We start from the raw sequence: 20,864 nt of genomic DNA on the forward strand, positions 1-20,864 counted from the left end.
GGGGTACCGCGGGCAGGCGCAACGGGCCGGCGGCCAGGGGCGGTTCCCCGGGTGATCGGTGCAGCGGTGGGGGGAGAGAGGGCGGAGCCATCGCCGTGTGCCTTTCGTCCGGCCTCACGCGTGGGGTGTCGGTTCCGGGCCGACCGCTCGCGCAGCAGACGACACACCGCCTGCGACGAGGCCGTACCGCGGCCCGGTCTCCCCCAACCCGGCCGTGCCGCCCGCTCCTTGGTCGGCCGGAGCAGTAGGTCCACTGTGGCATCCGCCGACAACGCTCCGCAACCGGCAAGTTGAAATTTGCAAGTGGCCAAGTGCATGCTGCTTCGGCCGGAACGTGATCGAATGGTTCGGGAAAGCGATCGCGGGTGACGGTGTCCCTGTGTGACCGGGAGAGGGGGGTGTGCGTATGACCGAGGAGACCGACTGGGGCGGTGCACCCTCCGTCCTGCGCATGATCCTCGGGCGGCAGCTGGAGGAGCTGCGCACCCGGGCCGGGCTCAGCTACGACGAGGCGGGCGCCGCCATCGGGGTCAGCCACTCCACGATCCGCCGCATGGAGGCCGCCAAGGTGGCCCGGCTGCGGCTCCCAGACGCCGAGAAGCTGCTCCAGGTCTACGGCGTCAGCGACCAGGACGAGATCGACACCTTCCTGCAGTCCGTGCGCGAGGCCAACAAACGCGGCTGGTGGCACACCTACCGCGACGTGATGCCCGACTGGTTCGCCGCGTATCTCAGCCTGGAACAGGCCGCGTTGCAGATCCGCGCGTACGAGAACCAGTTCGTGCACGGCCTGTTGCAGACCGAGGACTACGCCCGCGCCCTGCTCGGCGCCGAGAACCCGCACGCCTGTGCCGAGGCCACCGAACGCCGGGTCGCGCTGCGTATGCGGCGCCAGGAGCTGCTCGTCCGCGAGGCACCGCCCAGGCTGTGGGTGGTGATGGACGAGACCGTGCTGCGCTGGCCGGTCGGCGGCGCCCGGGTGATGCGGGCGCAGATCGACCATCTGATCGAGGTCAACCGGCTGCCCCAGGTGACCCTGCAGCTCATGCCGTTCACCCACGGCCCGCACCCGGCGATGCGGGCGGGCGCGTACCACCTCTTCCGCTTCCGGGCCCGCGAACTGCCCGACATCGTCTACCTCAACGGCCTGGTCGGAGCCGTCTACCTCGACAAGTCCGCCGACGTCGTGGTGTACCGGGAGGCGCTGGACCGGCTCGGCGCCCAGGCCGCGCCCGCGAGGAAGACCGAGTCCCTGCTCGGCGCGATCCGCAAGGAGCTGTGACGCACCAGTTCGTACGCAAGTCCCCGCCCCCCCGACCCGAATGGGAGACACGGCGTTGCCCGACAACGGATGGCCGGCCGACCGGATCGACACCGAGAACGCCCACTCAGCCCGCATCTACGACTACATCCTCGGCGGCAAGGACTACTACCCCGCCGACCAGGAGGCGGGCGACGCCATGGCACGGGAGTGGCCCGCGCTCCCGGTCCACATGCGGGCCAACCGCGACTGGATGAACCGCGCCGTGCGCCGGCTCGCCGAGGAGGCGGGCATGCGCCAGTTCCTGGACATCGGCACGGGCATCCCGACCTCACCCAACCTGCACGAGATAGCCCAGGCCGTGGCTCCCGAGTCCCGGGTGGTCTACGTCGACAACGACCCGATCGTCCTCACCCTCTCCCAGGGCCTGCTGGCCAGCGCGCCCGAGGGCCGCACCTCGTACATCGAGGCCGACTTCCGTGACCCGGCGGCCATCCTGGACGCTCCGGAGCTGCGCGAGACCCTGGACCTGGACGAGCCGGTCGCGCTCACGGTCATCGCCATCGTCCACTTCATGCTCGACGCGGACGACGCGGTCGGTGTCGTGCGCCGGCTGATGGAGCCGCTGCCGTCCGGCAGCCACCTGGCGATGTCCATCGGCACCGCCGAGTTCGCGCCCGCGGAGGTGGGCCGGGTCGCCCGCGAGTACGCGGCCCGCAACATGCCGATGCGGCTGCGCACCCTCGACGAGGCCCACGAATTCTTCGAAGGGCTCGAACTGGTCGAGCCGGGCATCGTCCAGGTGCACAAGTGGCACCCCGACGGCACCGGCGAACAGGGCATCCGCGACGAGGACATCGCGATGTACGGCGCGGTCGCCCGCAAGCCCTGACAGACGACCGGCAGGCCCGCACAGACCCGGGGCCGGGGTCCGACCCACCTCCCGGACCCCGGCCCCGCCTCCTTCTTGCGGCGGGCCGGGCGTACCCAGGTCCCGTACGGCGGACAAGCCGGCCCGCTAGCGTGAGCCCGTGTACGCCACCCGAGTCACCCGGCATGTGCAGGCACCCCCGGACGCCGTCTACCGGGCCCTGACCGATCCGGATGCCGTCGCGGCCTGGCGCGTCCCGGCCGGCATGAGTGCCCGCGTCCACACCTTCGACGCCCGGGAGGGCGGCACCTTCCGAGTCTCACTGACCTACGACGACACCGCCGCCACCGGCAAGTCGGGCGGCCGCACCGACACCTACCACGGCCGTTTCGCCCGGCTCGTGCCCGGCGCCCTGGTCGTGGAAGAGGTCGAGTTCGAGAGCGACTCCGCCTCGGTGCGCGGCCTCATGACCATGACCACCACGCTCACCGGGGCCGACGGCGGCACGGACGTCGAGATCCTGCACGAGGGGGTCCCGGACGACATCCGCCGCGAGGACAACGAACTGGGCACCCGAATGGCCCTGGACAATCTCGCCCGGTTCGTCGAAGGCCGTATCGGTGCCCGTCGGTCGCCCGAGCTGGAATGACCGAAAGGGCGCCGAAACCCGACCGGAATTCGGCCCAACCTTCCGGCTTCCTCATGTTCCGGGAATTGCGTGGAAAAAATGCGGAGGGAATCGGAACCGGTGCGAGGGAAATGCGGTCTTAAGGTCCGTCGACGGCCGGGATCGGCCTGGTCGTAACGAAACCGGGGGAATGACGCATATGTCTGTCCGGAACCACAAGACCCTGCTCACCGCCGTCGCCCTCGCCGGCGGACTCACCCTGGCCGCCGTGACGCCCGCCCTCGCGGGAACCACCGCGAGCCACACCCCCCGTGCCGCCGCCGTGTCCTCCGCCCAGGGCGACCCGCGCAACGTCACCCAGCACGTGGCCGACTTCTACGGCGCCTACATCGACGCCGTCTGGGCCACCGACGACAAGTCGGCCGGCGACGCCGCCCAGGCGCTGCGGGCCTTCTACCTCTCCGCCGCCGCCCAGAAGAAGGTCGCCGCCTTCGAGAAGAAGGAGCACGCCGACGGCATCCTCTTCGCGCAGGACGTGCCGGTGAAGTGGAAGGTGACCTACACCGGATCCGGCGCCGGCCACGCCACCAGCCGGGTCACGCTGACCTGGGGCGACGGCCCGCACGCCGAGGTCAGCAAGATCGACGTCCAGTCCAGCCTGAAGACCCTGAAGATCACCGACCTCACGTCGGTCCGCTGACCGGGGGCGTGCGTCCCGCCCCGCCCCCACTCGGGGCGGGCCTCACGCCTGCCGTGGGTACGGCCGGGGCAACGCCCCGTCGGAGGAGGGGGCGGTCACGCCGGGCACGCCGGTGCGACCGCCCCTGACGACGCCCCCGCCGTCCCCGCTCTCCGCCGCCGCGGGGCCGGCCCTTCTCACCTGGGGTGAAGGGCATCCGCGTCGGCGACCCGGCCGTGATGGCGCCGCCGGTCGACGGCCGTGCGGTGCAGCGCGATGAGGGCGGCGTCGTCGCCCAGCCGGCCCCCGGCATGGGTCAGCAGATCGCGCCGCACATGGTGCATCAGTGCCTCGGGGCTGTCGTCGGTCCAGCGCACCACCCGCTCGGTGAACGGATAGAACCGGCCACGCGCGTCCCTGGCCTCCACCACGCCGTCGGTGTAGAGGAGCAGGGTGTCGCCCGGCTCGAAGGAGAACACGTCCAGCGTGTGCTCGCTGGGAGCGTGCACCCCGAGCGGGGGTGAGGGGTGCAGGCTCGGCACGGTGACGGCGTGGCCGGGGCTCAGCAGCAGGGGCGGCGGATGGCCGCAGCTGGTCATCCGGGTGACCGGATCCCGGTCCGGGATCTCCACCAGCAGCGCGGTGGCGAACCGCTCGCCCGCCTCCTCCGACGGTTCCAGGTCCGCCGCGTAGCGGGTGACGCTCTGCTCCAGCAGTGCGGCCAGATCCGGGAGCGGAATGTGCCGGTGCGCGCTCTCGCGGAACGCGCCGAGCAGCAGGGCGGCCTCACCGACGGCGGACAGCCCCTTGCCGCGTACGTCGCCGATCAGGACGCGCACCGCGCCTTCGCACCGGGTCGCCGCGTACAGGTCGCCGCCGATCTGTGCCTCGTCCTCGGCGGCCAGGTACAGCGAGGCGATCCGCAGCGGACCGATCTGCTCGGGCAGCGGCCACATCAGCACGTGCTGGGCGGCCTCGGCGACCGTGCGGATCTGGGCCAGCTGGGCCTGCCGGCGCTCGCGCAGGGCGCTGTAGACGACCAGCAGCACCGACAGCACCGCGAGGGTGATGATCTGCACGACGTGGTTCGTCGTGCCGAGCCCGCCGTGGGTGACCCCGATGAGGATCTGGGCGGCCAGGGCGAGCGCTCCGACGGCCGCCGTGCTCCGGGGCCCGGCGATGGAGGGCGTGAGCGCGGGCGCGATCACCAGGGCCGGACCGAGGTGGACGTTGTAGGGGGCCTGCATGTCCACCACCGTGATCAACACGATGAGTGCGACGGGGAGCAACAGCAGAGCGTGCGTCGACTGCCACGGCTGCCCTGAAAACGCCCTGAGCCGGGGTCTCATTCCTACAGCGTGCTCCTGGGCCGGACGCGACGCACGTCACACCGGACGAAAAGGAATCGGGCACTGTGCCGTGACACGGACGGCGGTGCGGCCGCAGACCTACGAGGAGCCCGTCGGCGGTTCGGAGACACCCGGCCGGGCCGCCCTGATCGTCGTGTGCCCGCTTCAGAGGACCGCGTCGAGGATCTCCAGCACCTCCTGCTCCCGCGGCAGCCGCGGCGCGTTCTTCGTGACCGCGTCCGCGACCGCGCCCGCCGCGACGGCCGGCAGCAGGGCACGGTCGGCGCCCAGCTCGCGCAGGGGCCGCTTGATGTCCAGCGCCCCGGACAGCTCCCGTACCGCGGCGACGGCCGCCCGCGCCCAGTCGCCGTCGGCGGGCGGCGGCACCCGCAGCGCCCGCGCCGTCTGCTCGTACGCCTCCTGCGCCGCCGGTGCGCTGAACTCCATGACCTCCTCCAGCACGGCGGCCAGGGCGACGCCGTGCGGGGTGCCGGTGTGGGCGGTGAGCGCATGGCCGATGCCGTGCACGAGGCCGAGCCCGGACAGAGTGAGGGCCTGACCCGCGAGATGCGCGCCCATCATCAGCTCGGCGCGCGCGTCGAGGTCCGAGCCGTCCCGGTGGGCACGCGGCAGGGCACGGCCGATCATGGCCACGGCCTGGCCGGCGTACGCCATGGAGAACGCGTCGGCGCCGCGCGAGGCCAGCGACTCGATGCCGTGGACGAGCGCGTCGATGCCGGTCGCGGCCGTGGCGGCCGGTGGCAGACCGAGCGTCAGCTCCGGGTCGAGCAGGGCGACGCGGGGCTTGACGGACGGGTGGCCGATGTACACCTTGCGGCAGGCCGCCGCGTCCTCGATGACGCCGAAGCCGTTGGTCTCCGCGCCGGTCCCGGAGGTCGTCGGCACGGCGATCAGCGGCAGCCCGTCGGCCGCCTCCCAGAGGTGGTCGGCGTCGGCGGCGACCGCGTCCGGATTGCCCACCAGCAGGGATATGCCCTTCGCGGCGTCCAGCACCGAGCCGCCGCCGAGCGCGACGACCGCCGCGGGACCGAAGGCGCGGGCCCGGGCGGCGCCCGCGTCGACGTTCCCGGTGGACGGATTGGGCGCCACCTCGTCGTACACGGCGTACTCCACGCCCGCCGCGTCCAGGATCTTCAGGACGCGCTCGGCGATCCCGGCCGCGCGCAGTCCCCGGTCGGTGACGACGAACGCGCGGTGCCGGCCGGTGTCCGCGATCAGCTCGGGCAGCAGCCCGATCCGGCCGGGGCCGAACTCGACCCGGCACACGGTGTCGAGGCTCACAGGGGTGAAGCTGTCGGTCATGGGTGCGGCTCCTGAGAAGAGGGGTGGCGTCAGACCGTGACGGCGGTGGCGTCGAACGCGGCGGTCGGGGAGGGCAGCCTGAACTCCCGCCCGGCCAGCGCCTCGTAGAGCCGGACCGGACTCATCTCGCCCGCCAGTTCCCCGTGCTGGGCCTTGGAGCGGCGGTAGATCTGCTCGACCAGCGCCGACAGTTCCGTGGAGACGCCCAGGTCGCGGCCGAGATCGACGGCGAGCCCGAGGTCCTTGCAGGCCAGTGACATGGCGAAGGAGTCGTCGTAGTCGCCGTCGGCCAGCACGCACATGATGTCGCTCTCCAGGAAGTGCGACGCGGCGGGCGACGCGAGCAGGGAGTTGCGCAGCACCCCCAGGTCCACTCCCGCCTTGACGCCCATCGCCAGCACCTCGCTGGTGGCGACCAGATGGCTGAACCACAGCAGGTTGATCATGAGCTTGACGGTGTAGCCGGCGCCGAGCGGGCCGACATGCAGTACGCGGTCGGGGTCGCCGAGCGCCTCGAAGACCGGCAGCGCGATGCGGAAGTCGTCGTCCGCGCCGCCCGCGAAGATCTGCAGGGTGCCCGCCTCGGCACCCCGCGCCATGCCGCTGACCGGCGCGTCCAGCCGGCGTATGCGGCGCGCGTCCAGCACCTCGGCCGCGACCCGTTCGGCGGCGGCCGGGGTCGACGTCGACATGTCGATCCACAGCGCGCCCTCGGGCAGCGCCCCGGCCGCCCCGCCGCGCAGCAGCACATCCTCCACGATGCGCGGATTGGGCAGCATGGTGATCAGGAACTCGGCGTCCCGGGCGCAGTCCGCGGGGCTGTCCGCCCAGCGCGCGCCGAGCGCCAGATGCTCGGCGGCGGCCTCGGGCCGGGTGTCGTGCACGGTGACCAGATGTCCCGCGTGGACCAGGTGCCGGGCCATGTGGCGTCCCATGTTGCCCAGGCCGATGAAACCGATCCTCATCAGTTGTCCTCGCTCAGAAGAGAGAAGTGGTGCAGGAGAGTGTGTTCGCCGGGTCAGGCGAGGGCGATCCATGTCGTCTTGAGCGCCGTGTACGCGTCCAGCGCGTGCAGGGACTTGTCACGGCCGGCGCCGGTCGCCTTGAAGCCGCCGAAGGGGGTGATGACGTCGCTGGCGTCGAAGGTGTTGATCCACACCGTGCCGGCCCGCAGCCGGCGCGCGGTGCGGTGGGCCACGGTCACGTCCCGGGTCCACACGGAGGCGACGAGCCCGAAGTCGCTCTGGTTCGCGAGCCGTACGCCCTCGTCCACGTCGCCGTCGTACGACACGACGGCGAGCACCGGTCCGAAGATCTCCTCCTGCCCGACCACGGAGGTGTTCACCACCCCGTCCAGCACCGTCGGCTCCACATAGCTGCCGCCGGTCTCGGCGAGCACCTGCTCGCCGCCGAGCAGGACGGTCGCGCCGTCCTGGCGGCCGCGCTCGATGTAGCCGAGGACCTTGGCGAGCTGGGCCCGGTCCACGATCGGGCCCATGACCGTGGCCGGGTCCAGCGGGTCGCCGACGCGGAAGGTGCCGACGGTGATCCGGCGTACTGCGGCGAGGAGTTCGTCCTTGACGGACGTGTGCACGACGACCCGGGAGCCCGCGTTGCACGTCTGGCCCGCGTTGTAGAAGATGCCCCAGGCCACGGCCGAGGCGGCGGCCTCGATGTCGGCGTCGGCCAGGACGAGCTGGGGCGACTTGCCGCCCGCCTCGACGGCGACCTGTTTGCCGTTGGACTCGCCCGCGTACACCTGGAAGAGCCGGGCCACCTCCGCCGATCCGGTGAAGGCGATCTTGTCGACGTCCGGGTGCCGGCCGAGTGCCTGCCCGGCCGCCTCACCCCGCCCGGGGACCACGTTCAGCACACCGTCCGGCAGCCCTGCCTCGGTGGCGAGCGCGGCCAGCCGCAGCGCGGCGAGCGAGGTCTGCTCGGCCGGTTTCAGCACCACGCTGTTGCCGGTGGCGAGGGCCGGGCCCAGCTTCCAACTGGCGATCAGCAGCGCGTAGTTCCACGGCACGACGGCGCCGACGACACCGAGCGGTTCGCGGGTGATCAGCGCGAGCGCGTCACCGGGCGTCGGGGCGATCTCGTCGTAGGTCTTGTCGACGGTCTCCGCGTACCAGCGGATCGTCTCCGCCGCCTTGGCCACGTCCACGCGCAGCGACTCGGTGATCGGCTTGCCCATCTCCAGCGTGTCGAGCAGCGCCAGTTCCTCGGCGTTCGCCTCGATCAGCTCCGCCCAGCGCAGCAGGATCCGCTTGCGCTCCTTGGGCGCGAGGTCGCGCCAGCGGCCGTCCTCGAAGGCGGCCCGTGCGCAGCGCACGGCGCGGTCGACGTCCTCGGCGGAGCCGGCCTGCACCTCGGTCAGCACCCTGCCGTCGCGCGGCGAGACGCTCGGGAAGGAGTCGCCGGAGGTCGCGTCCCTGAACGCGCCGTCGATGTAGGGACGGGTCTCGAAGGCGAGCTTGTCGGCCGCGGCCCGCCACTCGTCGTACGAGCGGCTGAGCAGCTCTTCGATGCTGTACGTCACTTCACCCTCCAGCGGTCGATCGCGTCCTCGTCCAGCTGCACGCCCAGTCCGGGCCGGTCCGGCACCTCCAGGCAGCCGTCGGCGGCCACCCTGAGCGGCTCGGCGAGCATGAAGTCGCGGCGCTCGGGGGTCCAGCCGGGCGGGTCGTAGGGGAACTCGAAGTACGGGCCGGCGCCGACGCCCGCGGCGACGTGCAGGTTGGCGAGCATTCCGATGCCGTTGGTCCAGCTGTGCGGGGTGAACTGACGGTGTTTCAGCTGGGCCAGTTCGGCGAGCGTGCGGGCGCGGTGCATGCCGATCGCGAGGACGACGTCCATCTGGTAGATGTCGAGGGCGTCCTCCTCCAGGCAGCGCAGCAGCTCGGGGACGGAGTGGTGCATCTCGCCGGCCGCGATGCGCACGCCCGGGTTCTCGGCGCGCAGCCGCTTGAAACCGTCCAGGTCCGCGTAGGGCAGCGGCTCCTCGACCCAGAACACGTCCAGCTCGGCGAGCCGGGCGATGATCTTGCGGGTCTTGGCGAGATCGGAGGCGGGCGCGGTGTCGCCCGCCATCCGCCAGGACTGGTTCAGGTCGACCATGATCTCGAAGTCGTCGCCCAGCTCCTCGCGTACGGCCCGGACCGCCGCGACGCCCTCGTCGACCCGGTCCCGGTCGATGCGGATCTTCATCGCCCGGAACCCGGCCTGACGCACCTTCAGCGCGGTCGCGACCCGCTCCTCGGGGGACTTCAGCTCGCCGGAGGAGGCGTACGCGGGCAGCTTCTTCGCCGCGTTGCCGAAGAGTTCGGCGACCGGACGGCCGTGCACCGTGCCGATGATGTCCCACAGGGCGGCTTCCAGCGGCCAGTAGGGGGCGCCGTGGAAGCTGGCCGTCTCCAGCGCCCTCACATGCCGGGTGATGTCGAGCGGGTCCTCGCCGACGAACAGGTGCTTGTAGCTGTCGAAGCCGTCCATGAGATCGCCGGAGCCGATGCCGGTGATCCCCTCGTCGGTGTGCACGCGCACGATCGTGGCGTCGAAGTGGCGGCGCGGCACCGGGTCCCAGGCCGCACGGAACGGCGGGTCCAGCTCCAGGCGCAGCCGGTCGAGCGTGATGTCCGTGATCTTCATCGGGCGAGCACCTCCGCGGACGGCGTGTAGAACGGGTTCGCCGGTCCCTTCTCGGCCGCGTCCAGCACGTCGGCCACCGAGGGCGCGCCCGTCACCGCGGCGCGGACCGCGCCGTACGCCGCCGCGCGCTGGTTGCGGAAGGAGGCGTCGAGGTCGTCGACGCCCGGGTTGACCCAGACGGCCGCGATGATCAGCAGCTCGTCGGCCTCCTCGGCCGGCAGCAGCCCCTCCACGACGGCGTCGAGGACGCCCTGCGCCAGCCCCGCCTGGGCGCTGCCCCAGGTGGCCCGCTCGTGCAGCTCACCGGCTGCGGCGGCCTTCGTGACGAACAGGGTCGCCGGTTTGACCGGCACCGACGGCCGTAGAACCGTCAGGAACGGCACGTGTCCGGCGCTCGGCGTGGCCAGCGCGGTCGCCCAGGCCGTCCCGACCGGGCCGCCCTTCCGGCCGATCACGACGTTGGTGTGCGCGGCGTTCACGCCGTCGCCGACGAACGACTCGCCGATCAGCGCGCTCGCGGCGAAAGAATCCGGGGAAGGCATCGGAACTCCAGGACCTTCGGTGGCGGGGTTCGACGGGCGAACCAGGGCACGAACGGGCCGAAAACGCGTGAACCTCGCATTCGGATCACTTCTTCCGGCCCGATGCGGCGAATCTAGGTCGGGCGCCTGCCGTCGGCAAGGCGGTCCAGGGAATCGCAATGCCGGTTGCTCTCCGGACAACTCCAGCCCTGACCTGGGGGTTCTCTGCCGGTTCGACGTGCCTAGGATGGCGCCGTGACGGACACCCCCACCGCGCGCGGGCACGGTCTGCGCCGGGACATCGACCTGCTGGAAGCCCTCGCCTCCGACGAGGCGCAGCGCACCGGAGGCCTCGGCGTGGTCCGGCTCGCCCAGCTCGTCGGCCGGGAGAAGACCCAGATCTCCCGGGCGCTGAAGGCCCTGGCCGCCGAGGGGATCGTCGAACGCGACCCCGACACCCTGGAGTACCGCCTGGGCTGGCGGCTGTTCTCGCTGGTCGCCCGCACCTCCGAGAGCCGTCTGGTGCGCGTCGCGGAGCCGGTGATGCACGCGCTGTCGGCGGACCTGGAGGAGACCAGTCACCTCTGTGTCCTGCACGACCGCGAGGTGCTCACCCTCCTGTCGGTCTCCGGGCACTCCTTCCGCGTCCACGGCTGGGAGGGCCGCGGGGTGCCCGCCTGGCGGCTGTCCGCGGGCCGGGTCCTGCTGGCCGACGCCACCCCGGACGAGCTGTACGTCCGCTTCGGCACGACGGGCGAGATGCCGGTGCCCGCGCTGTGGTCGCTGATCCAGGAGGCCAGACGGCGTGGATACGCCAGCGTCAGCGAGGAGTTCGAGGCCGACCTGGTCGGGGTGTCCGCGCCGGTGCGGGACTTCCGCGGCCGGGTGGTCGCCGCGCTGAACATCTCCGCGCCCAAGGCGCGCCTCGGCGACCGGCTCGCCGACGCCGGACGGACGACCGCACGGGCGGCGGCCCGGGTCTCCGCGCTGCTCGGCTGGGAGCCACGCCTTGTGGGTCCGCCCTTCAAGACGTCCTCGTGACCGGCGAGTTGCCGTCACAGCAACCCCCGTTGCGATCCGGCTGAGTGGCCTTGTCGGCCGTATGACGCGCTCGTAAATTCACCGCGCACCGGACGGAACCCCGTCCGGCACGGAGGAGAAAGAGCAGCTCATGAACCTCGCCGGCATCGACACCCTCGCCAAGGCCCCGCTCGCCGACGGCGATGTGTTCCTCGGCGGCCGCTGGCTCCCGGCCGCCGACGGCCGGACGTACCCGGTCTACGACCCGGCCACCGGCGAGCCGGTGCGCCGGGTGTCCGACGCCGGAGCCGAGGACGCCCGCGCGGCGCTCGCCGCCGCCGAGGAGGCCGCGGCCGGCTGGCGGGCCACCCCGCCCCGGCGCCGCTCCGAGATCCTGCACGACACCTTCCGGTTGATGCTTCAGCACCGTGACACGCTCGCCGACCTGATCGTGCGGGAGAACGGCAAGGCCCGCCGGGACGCGCTCGCCGAGGTCGGGTACGCGGCCGAGTTCTTCCGCTGGTTCGCCGAGGAGGCCGTGCGCATCGGCTCCTCCTTCGGCGACGCGCCCGGCGGCGGCTTCCGGCACGTCGTGCGCCGGCACCCGGTCGGCGTCACCGCGTTCGTCACACCGTGGAACTTCCCCGCCGCCATGGCCACCCGCAAGATCGCCCCGGCGCTCGCGGCCGGCTGCCCCGTGCTGCTGAAGCCGGCCCCCGAGACCCCGCTCACCGCACTCGCGGTCGCCGCCCTGCTGGCCGAGGCGGGTCTGCCCGACGGTCTGCTGAACGTGCTGCCCACCGACCGCGCCCCCGAGGTCGTCTCCGTATGGCTCGGCGACGAACGGGTCCGCAAGTTCTCCTTCACCGGCTCCACCGCCACCGGCAAGGTCCTCCTCGGCCGGGCCGCCGCGAACGTCGTCAACGTGACCATGGAACTCGGCGGCAACGCGCCGTTCGTCGTGTGCGCGGACGCCGACGTCGACGCGGCCGTGCGCGGGGCGATGGACGCCAAGATGCGCGGCGGCGGCGAGGTCTGCATCGCCGCCAACCGGTTCTACGTCCATGAGTCCGTGGCCGCCGAGTTCACCGAGAAGCTCGGTGCCGCCATGGCCGCCGTACCCACCGGACCGGGCTCCCAGGAGGGCGTGGCCCTCGGTCCGATGATCAACCGCGCCGCCGTCGACAAGATCTGCTCCCTCGTCGAGGACGCGCTCGGGCGCGGCGCACGGATCGCCGCCCGGGGCACCGTCCCGCAGGGACCCGGCTTCTACCACCCCGCGACCGTCCTGACCGGCGTCCCCGACGACGCCCGCATCCTCCACGAGGAGGTCTTCGGGCCGGTCGCCCCGCTCACCACCTTCACCGACGAGGACGAGATGGTGAGCCGGGCCAACGCCACCGTCCACGGCCTCGCCGCCTATGTCTACTCGCGCGACGTCGGCCGCGCCCTGCGGCTGGCCGAACGCCTGGAGGCGGGGATGGTCGGCGTCAACCGGGGCCTGCTCTCCGACCCGGCCGCGCCCTTCGGCGGGGTCAAGCAGTCCGGGCTCGGCCGGGAAGGCGGCCGCGAGGGCATCGAGGCGTTCCTGGAGACGCAGTACATCGCGCTGGACTGGCCCACCGACTGAACTCTCCCGCCGTCCCCTGAAGCAAGGACCGCTCATGGCAACGACGCCTACTGCTGAACACCAGTTCGACATCCCTGAAGTCCCGTCCCCTGAGCTGCTGCGCGAACGCCGCCGCCTGCACACGAAGCTCAAGCTCGCCACGCAGATCGGCGAGGGCATCGACGGCTACATCATCGGCGGCATCGGCATGGCGATGGGCGCCCTGACCACCGATCTGCACCTGTCCACGGTCATGGAGGGCCTGGTCGGCGCCTCCCCGCTGATCGGCATCTTCGTCGGCGGGCCGCTCTTCGGCCGGCTCGCCGACCGCTACGGCCGCCGTCCAGTCTTCCTCGTCGACATGCTGATCTTCCTGATCGGCTCGGTGCTCCAGTTCTTCGTCACCGACGGCCTCCAACTCTTCGTCATCCGGCTGGTGATGGGCATCGCCATCGGCGGCGAGTACGCCATCGGCGCCCCGCTGCTCTCCGAGTACGCCCCGCGCAAGGGCCGCGGCCGGCTGCTGGCCAGCCTGGAGATCAGCTGGTACCTCGGCTACGCGCTCGCCACTGTCGTCGGTGCCGTCTTCGAGAACGTCCACGGCGGCTGGCGGTACACGCTGGCCAGCAGCGCCGTCATCGCCGTGGCCTGCGTGGCACTGCGCGGCGGCGTCCCGGAGTCGGCGCGCTGGCTGCTCAGCAGGGGCCGCCGCGAGGAGGCCGAGCGGCTCATCGCGCGCTACGGCATCGACATCGACGTCGATGCCGAGCTGGCGGACACGGCCGACGCCCAAGCGCAGGGCCTGCGTGCCCTGTTCAGTCGCCGCCACCTGCGCAGCACGGTCTTCGCGAGCGTGTTCTGGGCCGCGCTGGTGCTGCCGTACTTCGCCATCGGCACCTTCTGGACCCAGGTCTTCGACGCCCTGAACATGGGCGACAACGCGGTCGCCGCGCTGCTCGTCTACTCCTTCACCGCGGTCGCCGGTGTCACCGCCGGCTGCCTCGTCGTCGACCGCATCGGCCGCCGCAAGCTGCTGATCCCGCCGTTCTGGATCACCGCGCTGGCCCTCGCCGTGGTCGCGATGTGGCCGAAGTCCACTCCCGTCATCGTCGGCGGCTTCCTGTTCTTCATCTTCCTCAACGCCGCCTCCAGCGCACTCACCGCCGTCTACCCGCTGGAAGTGTTCCCGACCTCGCTGCGCGCCACCGGAGTCGGCTTCGCCAGTGCCATGAGCCGGGTCGGCGCGGCCATCGGCACCTTCCTGCTGCCGATGGGCCTGGACCGCTACGGCGCCCGGTTCGTCCTGTTGGTGGGCGCCGGGGTCCTCGCCCTGGGCGGCCTGGTCTCCCACTTCCTGGCCCCGGAGACGACGGACCTGGACCTCGCGAAGGCGGCGCGGACGTCGGCGCCGTGAAAGAGCGCGGGAACCGCAGCCCGCGAAGAGGCCTGTACTGAAGGACGGATCCACGGGGGCGCAGGTTGCCTGCCGCCCCCGGATTCCGGCGTCGTGGACCTGTGGGTCTTCCCACACCCGTGTGCTTCAGCGATGGATCTTGACGCCCGCCTCCCGGCTCGCTGAACTGTCACCGATCGGGCTTCACCACCACAGAGGTCCACACCCGGGGAGGGATCGGGCGCATGTCGGCACAACCGCGGCACGACCAGCCCACGAACGACGGTTTCCGGACCGCCCGGCCCCCGACGGAGCAAGATCCGTCCATCTATACGATGATCGCTCAAACGGGTGGATGACGGAAAAGTGCCCCGCGACCGGAATGCCGGCGGCGGGGTGGAGGGGGCGATGGAGATGCCGGGTGAGCCGAAGGCGATGGGCTGCCGTGCCTCATGACGACTGAAGGGCGCATCCCGTGGTGCCGCTCGCTGCCCGCACGGCTCGCCCGTTTCACCGGGCGCACCCTGTGGGCCGAGTGGCACTCGATCGTCGTCGACCCGGTGCGCCGCCTCCTGCGCCGCGGAGTCTTCGGGCTCCTGCTCGGATTCGTCGCCGCGTTCGGCGTCGTCTTCTTCCACGACATCGCCCAGCACCCGCTCGGCGCGACATGGGTGGAGCGGCTCGGCGGCGTCCGGGCCGATCTGCCGCTCTGGCTCTCCCTGTTGCGCACGCCCGTGTCGCTGTACGTCCCGGCGCTCGACCTGCCCGTGTGGGCGGGCATCACCCAGCTGTTCCTCGCCTTCGCCCTCGCCGAAGTCGTCCTGGGCCGGGCCCGCACCCTGGCGATCGCCTACGCCACCACCGTGGCGGGCACCCTCACCGCCCGTGTCATGATCGCGATGGGTCCCGGCTGGTGGGGCCTCGGGCTGCCGCCCGACTGCGCGCACGTCCTCGACACCGGCCCCTCCGCGGCCGTCGTCGGCCTGTTCACCTATCTCGCCGTGGTCAGACGCGCGCCCGTGGTGTTCACCCTGACTGGGGGTTCGATGGTGTGGGAGTCCATCGCCGTCCCCAACCTCGCCGGACGCGAGCATCTGATCGCGGTGGGCTCGGCCATCGTCCTCGGGCTCCTGCACGGCCACCGCCCACGCCTCCAGGCGCGTCTGCGGTCCCTGCTGCGGATCCCGGAACGCGGATACGCGCTCGCGCAGCCGTCGACGTCCCCGGCTCCCGGCACCGCCGGGCCGCCGGCGAGCCCGGTGCCCGCCCCGGCCGGGTCCGTGCCCCCGCCGCCGGCCGCCGGCCGCGCCCAGGACGCGGCGATGACGTCCCTGGAACGCTGACCCCCGCGCACCGGACTGTGGCGCGGCCCACTCCGTCAATGTGATGGTTTTCGCACGTCGACACGCGCGGGCACACCCTAAGGTGTGCCGCGAGGTACGGCAGGGCGTGGCTGACACCATGGTGTTCGTCGCCGGCAGGCAGCTGAAGGGAATCCAGGATGTTCCGCAAGGTGCTGGTCGCCAACCGTGGAGAGATCGCGATCCGCGCGTTCCGGGCGGGCTACGAACTCGGCGCGCGCACCGTCGCCGTGTTCCCGCACGAGGACCGCAACTCACTGCACCGGCTGAAGGCCGACGAGGCGTACGAGATCGGCGAGCCGGGGCACCCGGTGCGGGCCTACCTCTCCGTCGAGGAGATCGTGGGCGCCGCCCGCCGGGCGGGCGCCGACGCCGTCTACCCCGGTTACGGCTTTCTGTCCGAGAACCCCGAACTGGCCCGCGCCTGCGAGGAAGCGGGCATCACCTTCGTCGGCCCCGACACCCAGACCCTGGAGCTGACCGGCAACAAGGCCCGCGCGGTCGCCGCCGCCCGCGCGGCCGGCGTACCCGTACTGGGTTCCTCCCAGCCCTCGACCGACGTGGACGAACTGGTGCGCGCCGCCGAGGAGATCGGCTTCCCCGTCTTCGTGAAGGCGGTCGCGGGCGGCGGCGGGCGGGGCATGCGCCGGGTGGAGGATCCCGCCCAGCTGCGCGAGTCCATCGAGGCCGCCTCCCGGGAGGCAGCCTCCGCCTTCGGCGACCCGACCGTCTTCCTGGAGAAGGCCGTCGTGGACCCGCGCCACATCGAGGTGCAGATCCTCGCCGACGGCGAGGGCAACGTCATCCACCTCTACGAACGCGACTGCTCCCTCCAGCGCCGCCACCAGAAGGTCATCGAGCTGGCGCCCGCGCCGGGCCTCGACCCGCAGGTGCGCGACCGCATCTGCGCCGACGCCGTCCGCTTCGCCCGCGAGATCGGCTACCGCAACGCGGGCACCGTGGAGTTCCTCCTCGACCCCGACGGCAACCACGTCTTCATCGAGATGAACCCGCGCATCCAGGTCGAGCACACGGTCACCGAGGAGGTCACCGACGTCGACCTGGTCCAGGCCCAGTTGCGCATCGCCGCCGGTGAGAACCTCGCCGACCTCGGCCTCGCCCAGGACACCATCACCCTGCGCGGCGCCGCCCTGCAGTGCCGCATCACCACCGAGGACCCGGCCAACGGCTTCCGCCCGGACACCGGCCGGATCAGCGCCTACCGCTCCCCGGGCGGCTCCGGCATCCGCCTGGACGGCGGAACCACCCACGCCGGTACGGAGATCAGCGCGCACTTCGACTCGATGCTGGTCAAACTCACCTGCCGGGGCCGGGACTTCAAGTCCGCCGTGGGCCGCGCCCGGCGTGCCGTGGCCGAGTTCCGCATCCGCGGCGTGGCCACGAACATCCCGTTCCTGCAGGCCGTCCTGGACGACCCCGACTTCCAGGCGGGACGGGTCACCACCTCCTTCATCGAGCAGCGCCCGTATCTGCTGACCGCCCGCTCCTCCGCCGACCGCGGCACCAAGCTGCTCACCTACCTCGCCGACGTGACCGTGAACAAGCCGCACGGCGAACGCCCCGACCTGCTCGACCCCGTCACCAAGCTGCCGCCGCTGCCGGCCGGCGAGCCCCCGGCCGGCTCCCGCCAACTGCTCGTCGACCTCGGCCCCGAGGGCTTCGCCCGGCAGCTGCGCGAGTCGCCGACCACCGGCGTCACCGACACCACCTTCCGCGACGCCCACCAGTCCCTGCTCGCCACCCGCGTACGCACCAAGGACCTCCTCGCCGTCGCCCCGGTCGTCGCCCGCACCCTGCCGCAGCTGCTGTCCCTGGAGTGCTGGGGCGGCGCGACCTACGACGTGGCGCTGCGCTTCCTCGCCGAGGACCCCTGGGAGCGGCTGGCCGCCCTGCGCGAGGCCGTGCCCAACATCTGCCTGCAGATGCTGCTGCGCGGTCGCAACACCGTCGGCTACACCCCGTACCCGACCGAGGTGACCGACACCTTCGTGCAGGAGGCCGCCGCCACCGGCATCGACATCTTCCGCATCTTCGACGCCCTCAACGACGTCGGCCAGATGCGCCCCGCCATCGAGGCCGTACGCGAGACCGGCACCGCGATCGCCGAGGTCGCCCTCTGCTACACAGCCGACCTGGGCGACCCGTCCGAGCGGCTCTACACCCTCGACTACTACCTGCGCCTGGCCGAGCAGATCGTCGAGGCCGGCGCGCACGTACTCGCCGTCAAGGACATGGCCGGACTGCTGCGGGCCCCGGCCGCGGCCAAGCTCGTCTCGGCGCTGCGCCGCGAGTTCGACCTGCCCGTGCATCTGCACACCCACGACACGGCCGGCGGCCAGCTCGCCACCTACCTCGCCGCGATCCAGGCGGGCGCCGACGCGGTGGACGGCGCGGTGGCCTCCATGGCCGGTACGACCTCGCAGCCGTCGCTGTCGGCGCTCGTCGCCGCCACCGACCACTCCGACCGCCCCACCGGCCTCGATCTGCAGGCGGTCGGCGACCTGGAGCCGTACTGGGAGGGCGTCCGGAAGGTCTACGCCCCGTTCGAGGCGGGCCTCGCCTCCCCGACCGGCCGGGTCTACCACCACGAGATCCCCGGCGGCCAGCTCTCCAACCTGCGCACCCAGGCCGTCGCGCTCGGCCTCGGCGACCGCTTCGAGGACATCGAGGCGATGTACGCGGCCGCCGACCGCATCCTCGGCCGCCTGGTGAAGGTCACCCCGTCCTCGAAGGTGGTCGGCGACCTCGCCCTGCACCTGGTCGGCGCCGGTGTCTCCCCGAAGGCCTTCGAGGAGACACCCGACCGGTTCGACATCCCGGACTCGGTCATCGGCTTCCTCCGCGGTGAGCTGGGCACCCCGCCCGGCGGCTGGCCCGAGCCGTTCCGCACCAAGGCGCTGAAGGGCCGGGCCGCGCCCAAGCCCGCGCCCGAACTGTCCGCCGAGGACCGCGAGGGCCTCGCGAAGGACACCCGGGCGACCCTCAACCGGCTGCTGTTCCCCGGCCCGACGCGGGAGTTCGACACCCACCGCCAGGCGTACGGCGACACCAGCGTCCTGGACAGCAAGGCCTTCTTCTACGGTCTGCGCCCGGCCAAGGAGTACGCCGTCGATCTGGAGCCCGGCGTCCGGCTGCTGATCGAGCTGCAGGCGATCGGCGAGGCCGACGAACGCGGGATGCGCACCGTGATGTCCACGCTCAACGGCCAGTTGCGGCCGATCCAGGTGCGCGACCGGGCTGCGGCCTCGGACGTACCGGTGACGGAGAAGGCCGACCGCGCCAACCCCGGCCATGTGGCGGCGCCGTTCGCCGGCGTGGTGACCCTGGCGGTGGCCGAGGGCGACGAGGTCGCCGCCGGTGTCACCGTCGCCACCATCGAGGCGATGAAGATGGAGGCCACCATCACCGCCCCCCGGGCGGGCCGCGTCTCCCGCCTGGCCATCAACCGCATCCAGCAGGTGGAGGGCGGCGACCTGCTGGTCGAACTGGCCTGACGTACCGCCGACGCGAGGTACGGGCATTGCCGTGCCCACGGTTCGGGCACGGCACGGCCCTGCTCACGGTCTGCCCGTCATCCGGCTTCCCGCGGAGTGCTCCGCAGGTGAGCGAGGAGCAGGTTCGGGTCCCGTTGCGTGTAGTAGGCCGCGTTCGCCACGTACACGGTCCGGCCGCTCACGGCCACGGCCGTCGGGTTGGACAGCCCGTCCCGCGCGGACAGGACGGTCGTGGTGGCGCCGTCCGGACCCACCAGCTCCAGGGAATTGGCGGTGTCGGCCGTGGCCAGCACGCTCGTTCCGGGGCCGAGGAAGGCGAAGTCGTCGATGCCGGCGAGCCCGGTGGCCCGTGTCTCGACCGGACCGGCGGAGCCGTCCGCACGGACCGGGATGCGCAGCAGGGTGCCTCGGTCGCTGTTGGACACCCATACGGTGTCGCGGCGGATCTTCACGCCGTTGACGCCGAAGCCGCGGGCAGGATCCGGGAGCGGATCGAGGGCCGGACCGGTCGCCCACGCCGTGGCCGGGCCGCCCTGCCGGGGGAGTCGCCAGACCGTGCCGAGGACCGAGTCGGTGGCGTAGAGGACGCCGCGCTGTTCGTCGAGAACCAGGCCGTTGGGGAACCCGGTCGGCGGCAATTCGGTGATCTGCTCGGGTTCCTCGCCGGGGACCAGGCGCCAGATGCCGGTCTTCCTGGTGCCGGTGGCGTAGCCGACGTACAGCGTGCCGTCGTGTGCGCGGGCGATTCCGGTGACGACGGCGCTGTGCACCAGGGGGGTGGACGGGTCGGGCACGTCCGGCAGCGTGGCGAGGATCCGGGTGGTGCCGTCGGCGTCGACATGGGCGACCTGCCGGGCGAAGGCGAGGGTCAGGTCGGCGGAGCCGTCACGGTCGAGCGCGATGTTGTCGGGGGTCTGGCCGAGGGTCGGATCGAAGTGGGCGACGACGTGTGCGTCGTCGCCAGGGGGTTCCTGGCCGGCGGCCGGGGCCGCCGCGACCAGGCCGAGCGCGAGCACGGCCGTGGCGGCACCGGCCAGTTGAGGGAGACGGGGCATGTGACCTCTTTTGGGACGGCGCGCGGGGCGCCGCGGACAAGGTCACACCAACATGACGGGGCGCGGGTCGACGGTCCAGAGCGTCGGGGCGCAATGTCGCCCGCGCGGACCACCGACCGGCGCCGGAGGGGGTGTCAGGGTGTCAGTCCCAGAGCGGGTAGGTCACGACCTGTTTGAACGTGTCCGGCCGACCGCCGGTGTAGGTCAGGCTGATGTCGGCGAACCGCTGGAAGGAAGGATGCCTGTGCCACTTCTGCTGGCCGTTGAGCCGGATGACGACCGGGTACGCGTGGAACGTCCCGGCCGCGCAGTACGGCTTGCAGTCGTTGACCATGTTCACGCCGATGGCCTTCGCCCCGTCCGGACCCCACTCGGTCCAGTGCAGATCGATCAGCCGGCTGTTCCCGTCGCCGCACGCCAGGATGAAGTCCTCCGGGCGGACGTTGCGATGGAAGTAGCAGTCGACGAGCACCGTCGGTGCCGGCGAGGCCTTGGCGGGTGTGGAGGCCGCGGTCGGCGGACTGGCTGCCGCCGTCGTCGTCATCGCCGCTGCCAGCAGCGTTCCCGCCGCGAGGGTGACCGCCGTTCCCATCACTGATCCGCGCATGGCCGCTCCCACCGTTGTGCTGTG

The 20,864-nt window shown here is 72.2% G+C and carries 17 protein-coding genes; 9 read left to right on the top strand and 8 right to left on the bottom strand.

What is annotated here, in order from left to right; all coding sequences use genetic code 11:
• Positions 1 to 406 precede the first annotated feature (406 nt).
• From AQI95_RS03745 to AQI95_RS03760, 4 genes are all read left to right on the top strand, one after another.
• The gene (locus AQI95_RS03745) at positions 407 to 1,282 is read left to right on the top strand and encodes a helix-turn-helix domain-containing protein (RefSeq protein ID WP_067117281.1); all 876 of its coding nucleotides are present in this window, start codon (positions 407 to 409) and stop codon (positions 1,280 to 1,282) included.
• A gap of 55 nt (positions 1,283 to 1,337) precedes the next feature.
• The gene (locus AQI95_RS03750; protein ID WP_067118654.1) at positions 1,338 to 2,153 is read left to right on the top strand and encodes an SAM-dependent methyltransferase; all 816 of its coding nucleotides are present in this window, start codon (positions 1,338 to 1,340) and stop codon (positions 2,151 to 2,153) included.
• Positions 2,154 to 2,292: 139 nt separating this feature from the next.
• A complete protein-coding gene (locus tag AQI95_RS03755; protein ID WP_067117284.1) occupies positions 2,293 to 2,781 on the top strand; it encodes an SRPBCC domain-containing protein in 489 nt (162 codons plus the stop codon).
• A 178-nt stretch (positions 2,782 to 2,959) separates the two neighbouring features.
• On the top strand, positions 2,960 to 3,460 hold the full coding sequence (locus tag AQI95_RS03760) for a hypothetical protein (protein ID WP_067117287.1): 501 nt from the start codon (positions 2,960 to 2,962) through the stop codon (positions 3,458 to 3,460).
• A gap of 176 nt (positions 3,461 to 3,636) precedes the next feature.
• Here the strand turns inward: AQI95_RS03760 and AQI95_RS03765 are convergent, their stop codons facing one another.
• The 6 genes from AQI95_RS03765 to fae form a co-directional block, all read right to left on the bottom strand.
• A complete protein-coding gene (locus AQI95_RS03765) occupies positions 3,637 to 4,788 on the bottom strand; it encodes a PP2C family protein-serine/threonine phosphatase (RefSeq protein ID WP_067117291.1) in 1,152 nt (383 codons plus the stop codon).
• Between the two features lie 165 nt (positions 4,789 to 4,953).
• On the bottom strand, positions 4,954 to 6,111 hold the full coding sequence (locus AQI95_RS03770; RefSeq protein WP_067117294.1) for an iron-containing alcohol dehydrogenase family protein: 1,158 nt from the start codon (positions 6,109 to 6,111) through the stop codon (positions 4,954 to 4,956).
• A 29-nt stretch (positions 6,112 to 6,140) separates the two neighbouring features.
• On the bottom strand, positions 6,141 to 7,076 hold the full coding sequence (locus AQI95_RS03775; protein ID WP_067117297.1) for an NAD(P)-dependent oxidoreductase: 936 nt from the start codon (positions 7,074 to 7,076) through the stop codon (positions 6,141 to 6,143).
• Between the two features lie 53 nt (positions 7,077 to 7,129).
• On the bottom strand, positions 7,130 to 8,650 hold the full coding sequence (locus AQI95_RS03780; RefSeq protein WP_208614068.1) for an aldehyde dehydrogenase: 1,521 nt from the start codon (positions 8,648 to 8,650) through the stop codon (positions 7,130 to 7,132).
• The gene (locus tag AQI95_RS03785) at positions 8,647 to 9,759 is read right to left on the bottom strand and encodes a mandelate racemase/muconate lactonizing enzyme family protein (protein WP_067117300.1); all 1,113 of its coding nucleotides are present in this window, start codon (positions 9,757 to 9,759) and stop codon (positions 8,647 to 8,649) included. The genes AQI95_RS03780 and AQI95_RS03785 overlap by 4 nt, the downstream gene beginning before the upstream one ends.
• Entirely contained in the window at positions 9,756 to 10,301 is a 546-nt protein-coding gene (gene fae, locus AQI95_RS03790) for a formaldehyde-activating enzyme (protein ID WP_067117304.1), read from the bottom strand. The genes AQI95_RS03785 and fae overlap by 4 nt, the downstream gene beginning before the upstream one ends.
• A gap of 234 nt (positions 10,302 to 10,535) precedes the next feature.
• Between fae and AQI95_RS03795 the strand changes: the two genes are divergently transcribed.
• From AQI95_RS03795 to AQI95_RS03815, 5 genes are all read left to right on the top strand, one after another.
• Positions 10,536 to 11,321 carry an IclR family transcriptional regulator gene (locus AQI95_RS03795; RefSeq protein WP_067117307.1) on the top strand — a complete coding sequence of 262 codons (786 nt, stop codon included), beginning with the start codon at positions 10,536 to 10,538 and terminating at the stop codon, positions 11,319 to 11,321.
• A gap of 130 nt (positions 11,322 to 11,451) precedes the next feature.
• On the top strand, positions 11,452 to 12,930 hold the full coding sequence (locus AQI95_RS03800; protein ID WP_067117310.1) for an NAD-dependent succinate-semialdehyde dehydrogenase: 1,479 nt from the start codon (positions 11,452 to 11,454) through the stop codon (positions 12,928 to 12,930).
• A gap of 34 nt (positions 12,931 to 12,964) precedes the next feature.
• Positions 12,965 to 14,323 carry an MFS transporter gene (locus AQI95_RS03805; RefSeq protein ID WP_067117313.1) on the top strand — a complete coding sequence of 453 codons (1,359 nt, stop codon included), beginning with the start codon at positions 12,965 to 12,967 and terminating at the stop codon, positions 14,321 to 14,323.
• 431 nt (positions 14,324 to 14,754) lie between these two features.
• On the top strand, positions 14,755 to 15,645 hold the full coding sequence (locus tag AQI95_RS03810; RefSeq protein ID WP_067117316.1) for a hypothetical protein: 891 nt from the start codon (positions 14,755 to 14,757) through the stop codon (positions 15,643 to 15,645).
• A 158-nt stretch (positions 15,646 to 15,803) separates the two neighbouring features.
• Entirely contained in the window at positions 15,804 to 19,178 is a 3,375-nt protein-coding gene (locus AQI95_RS03815; RefSeq protein WP_067117319.1) for a pyruvate carboxylase, read from the top strand.
• A gap of 77 nt (positions 19,179 to 19,255) precedes the next feature.
• Here the strand turns inward: AQI95_RS03815 and AQI95_RS03820 are convergent, their stop codons facing one another.
• Together AQI95_RS03820 and AQI95_RS03825 are read right to left on the bottom strand one after the other, a co-directional pair.
• The gene (locus AQI95_RS03820; RefSeq protein ID WP_067117320.1) at positions 19,256 to 20,233 is read right to left on the bottom strand and encodes an SMP-30/gluconolactonase/LRE family protein; all 978 of its coding nucleotides are present in this window, start codon (positions 20,231 to 20,233) and stop codon (positions 19,256 to 19,258) included.
• Between the two features lie 142 nt (positions 20,234 to 20,375).
• Positions 20,376 to 20,840, bottom strand: a complete 465-nt coding sequence (locus AQI95_RS03825; protein ID WP_067117322.1) for a hypothetical protein — start codon at positions 20,838 to 20,840, stop codon at positions 20,376 to 20,378.
• Between the last annotated feature and the right edge of the window lie 24 nt (positions 20,841 to 20,864).

Origin of the sequence: Streptomyces yokosukanensis (assembly GCF_001514035.1) — a bacterium.
GTDB classification, from domain to species: domain Bacteria; phylum Actinomycetota; class Actinomycetes; order Streptomycetales; family Streptomycetaceae; genus Streptomyces; species Streptomyces yokosukanensis.

Excerpts from the sequence above, each read along its gene's own strand:
- AQI95_RS03810 (WP_067117316.1), top strand. The coding sequence starts at position 14,755 with ATGACGACTGAAGGGCGCATCCCGTGGTGCCGCTCGCTGCCCGCACGG.
- AQI95_RS03805 (WP_067117313.1), top strand. The coding sequence starts at position 12,965 with ATGGCAACGACGCCTACTGCTGAACACCAGTTCGACATCCCTGAAGTC.
- fae (WP_067117304.1), bottom strand. The coding sequence starts at position 10,301 with ATGCCTTCCCCGGATTCTTTCGCCGCGAGCGCGCTGATCGGCGAGTCG.
- AQI95_RS03770 (WP_067117294.1), bottom strand. The coding sequence starts at position 6,111 with ATGACCGACAGCTTCACCCCTGTGAGCCTCGACACCGTGTGCCGGGTC.
- AQI95_RS03815 (WP_067117319.1), top strand. The coding sequence starts at position 15,804 with ATGTTCCGCAAGGTGCTGGTCGCCAACCGTGGAGAGATCGCGATCCGC.
- AQI95_RS03785 (WP_067117300.1), bottom strand. The coding sequence starts at position 9,759 with ATGAAGATCACGGACATCACGCTCGACCGGCTGCGCCTGGAGCTGGAC.
- AQI95_RS03775 (WP_067117297.1), bottom strand. The coding sequence starts at position 7,076 with ATGAGGATCGGTTTCATCGGCCTGGGCAACATGGGACGCCACATGGCC.
- AQI95_RS03820 (WP_067117320.1), bottom strand. The coding sequence starts at position 20,233 with ATGCCCCGTCTCCCTCAACTGGCCGGTGCCGCCACGGCCGTGCTCGCG.
- AQI95_RS03800 (WP_067117310.1), top strand. The coding sequence starts at position 11,452 with ATGAACCTCGCCGGCATCGACACCCTCGCCAAGGCCCCGCTCGCCGAC.
- AQI95_RS03825 (WP_067117322.1), bottom strand. The coding sequence starts at position 20,840 with ATGCGCGGATCAGTGATGGGAACGGCGGTCACCCTCGCGGCGGGAACG.
- AQI95_RS03760 (WP_067117287.1), top strand. The coding sequence starts at position 2,960 with ATGTCTGTCCGGAACCACAAGACCCTGCTCACCGCCGTCGCCCTCGCC.
- AQI95_RS03765 (WP_067117291.1), bottom strand. The coding sequence starts at position 4,788 with ATGAGACCCCGGCTCAGGGCGTTTTCAGGGCAGCCGTGGCAGTCGACG.
- AQI95_RS03745 (WP_067117281.1), top strand. The coding sequence starts at position 407 with ATGACCGAGGAGACCGACTGGGGCGGTGCACCCTCCGTCCTGCGCATG.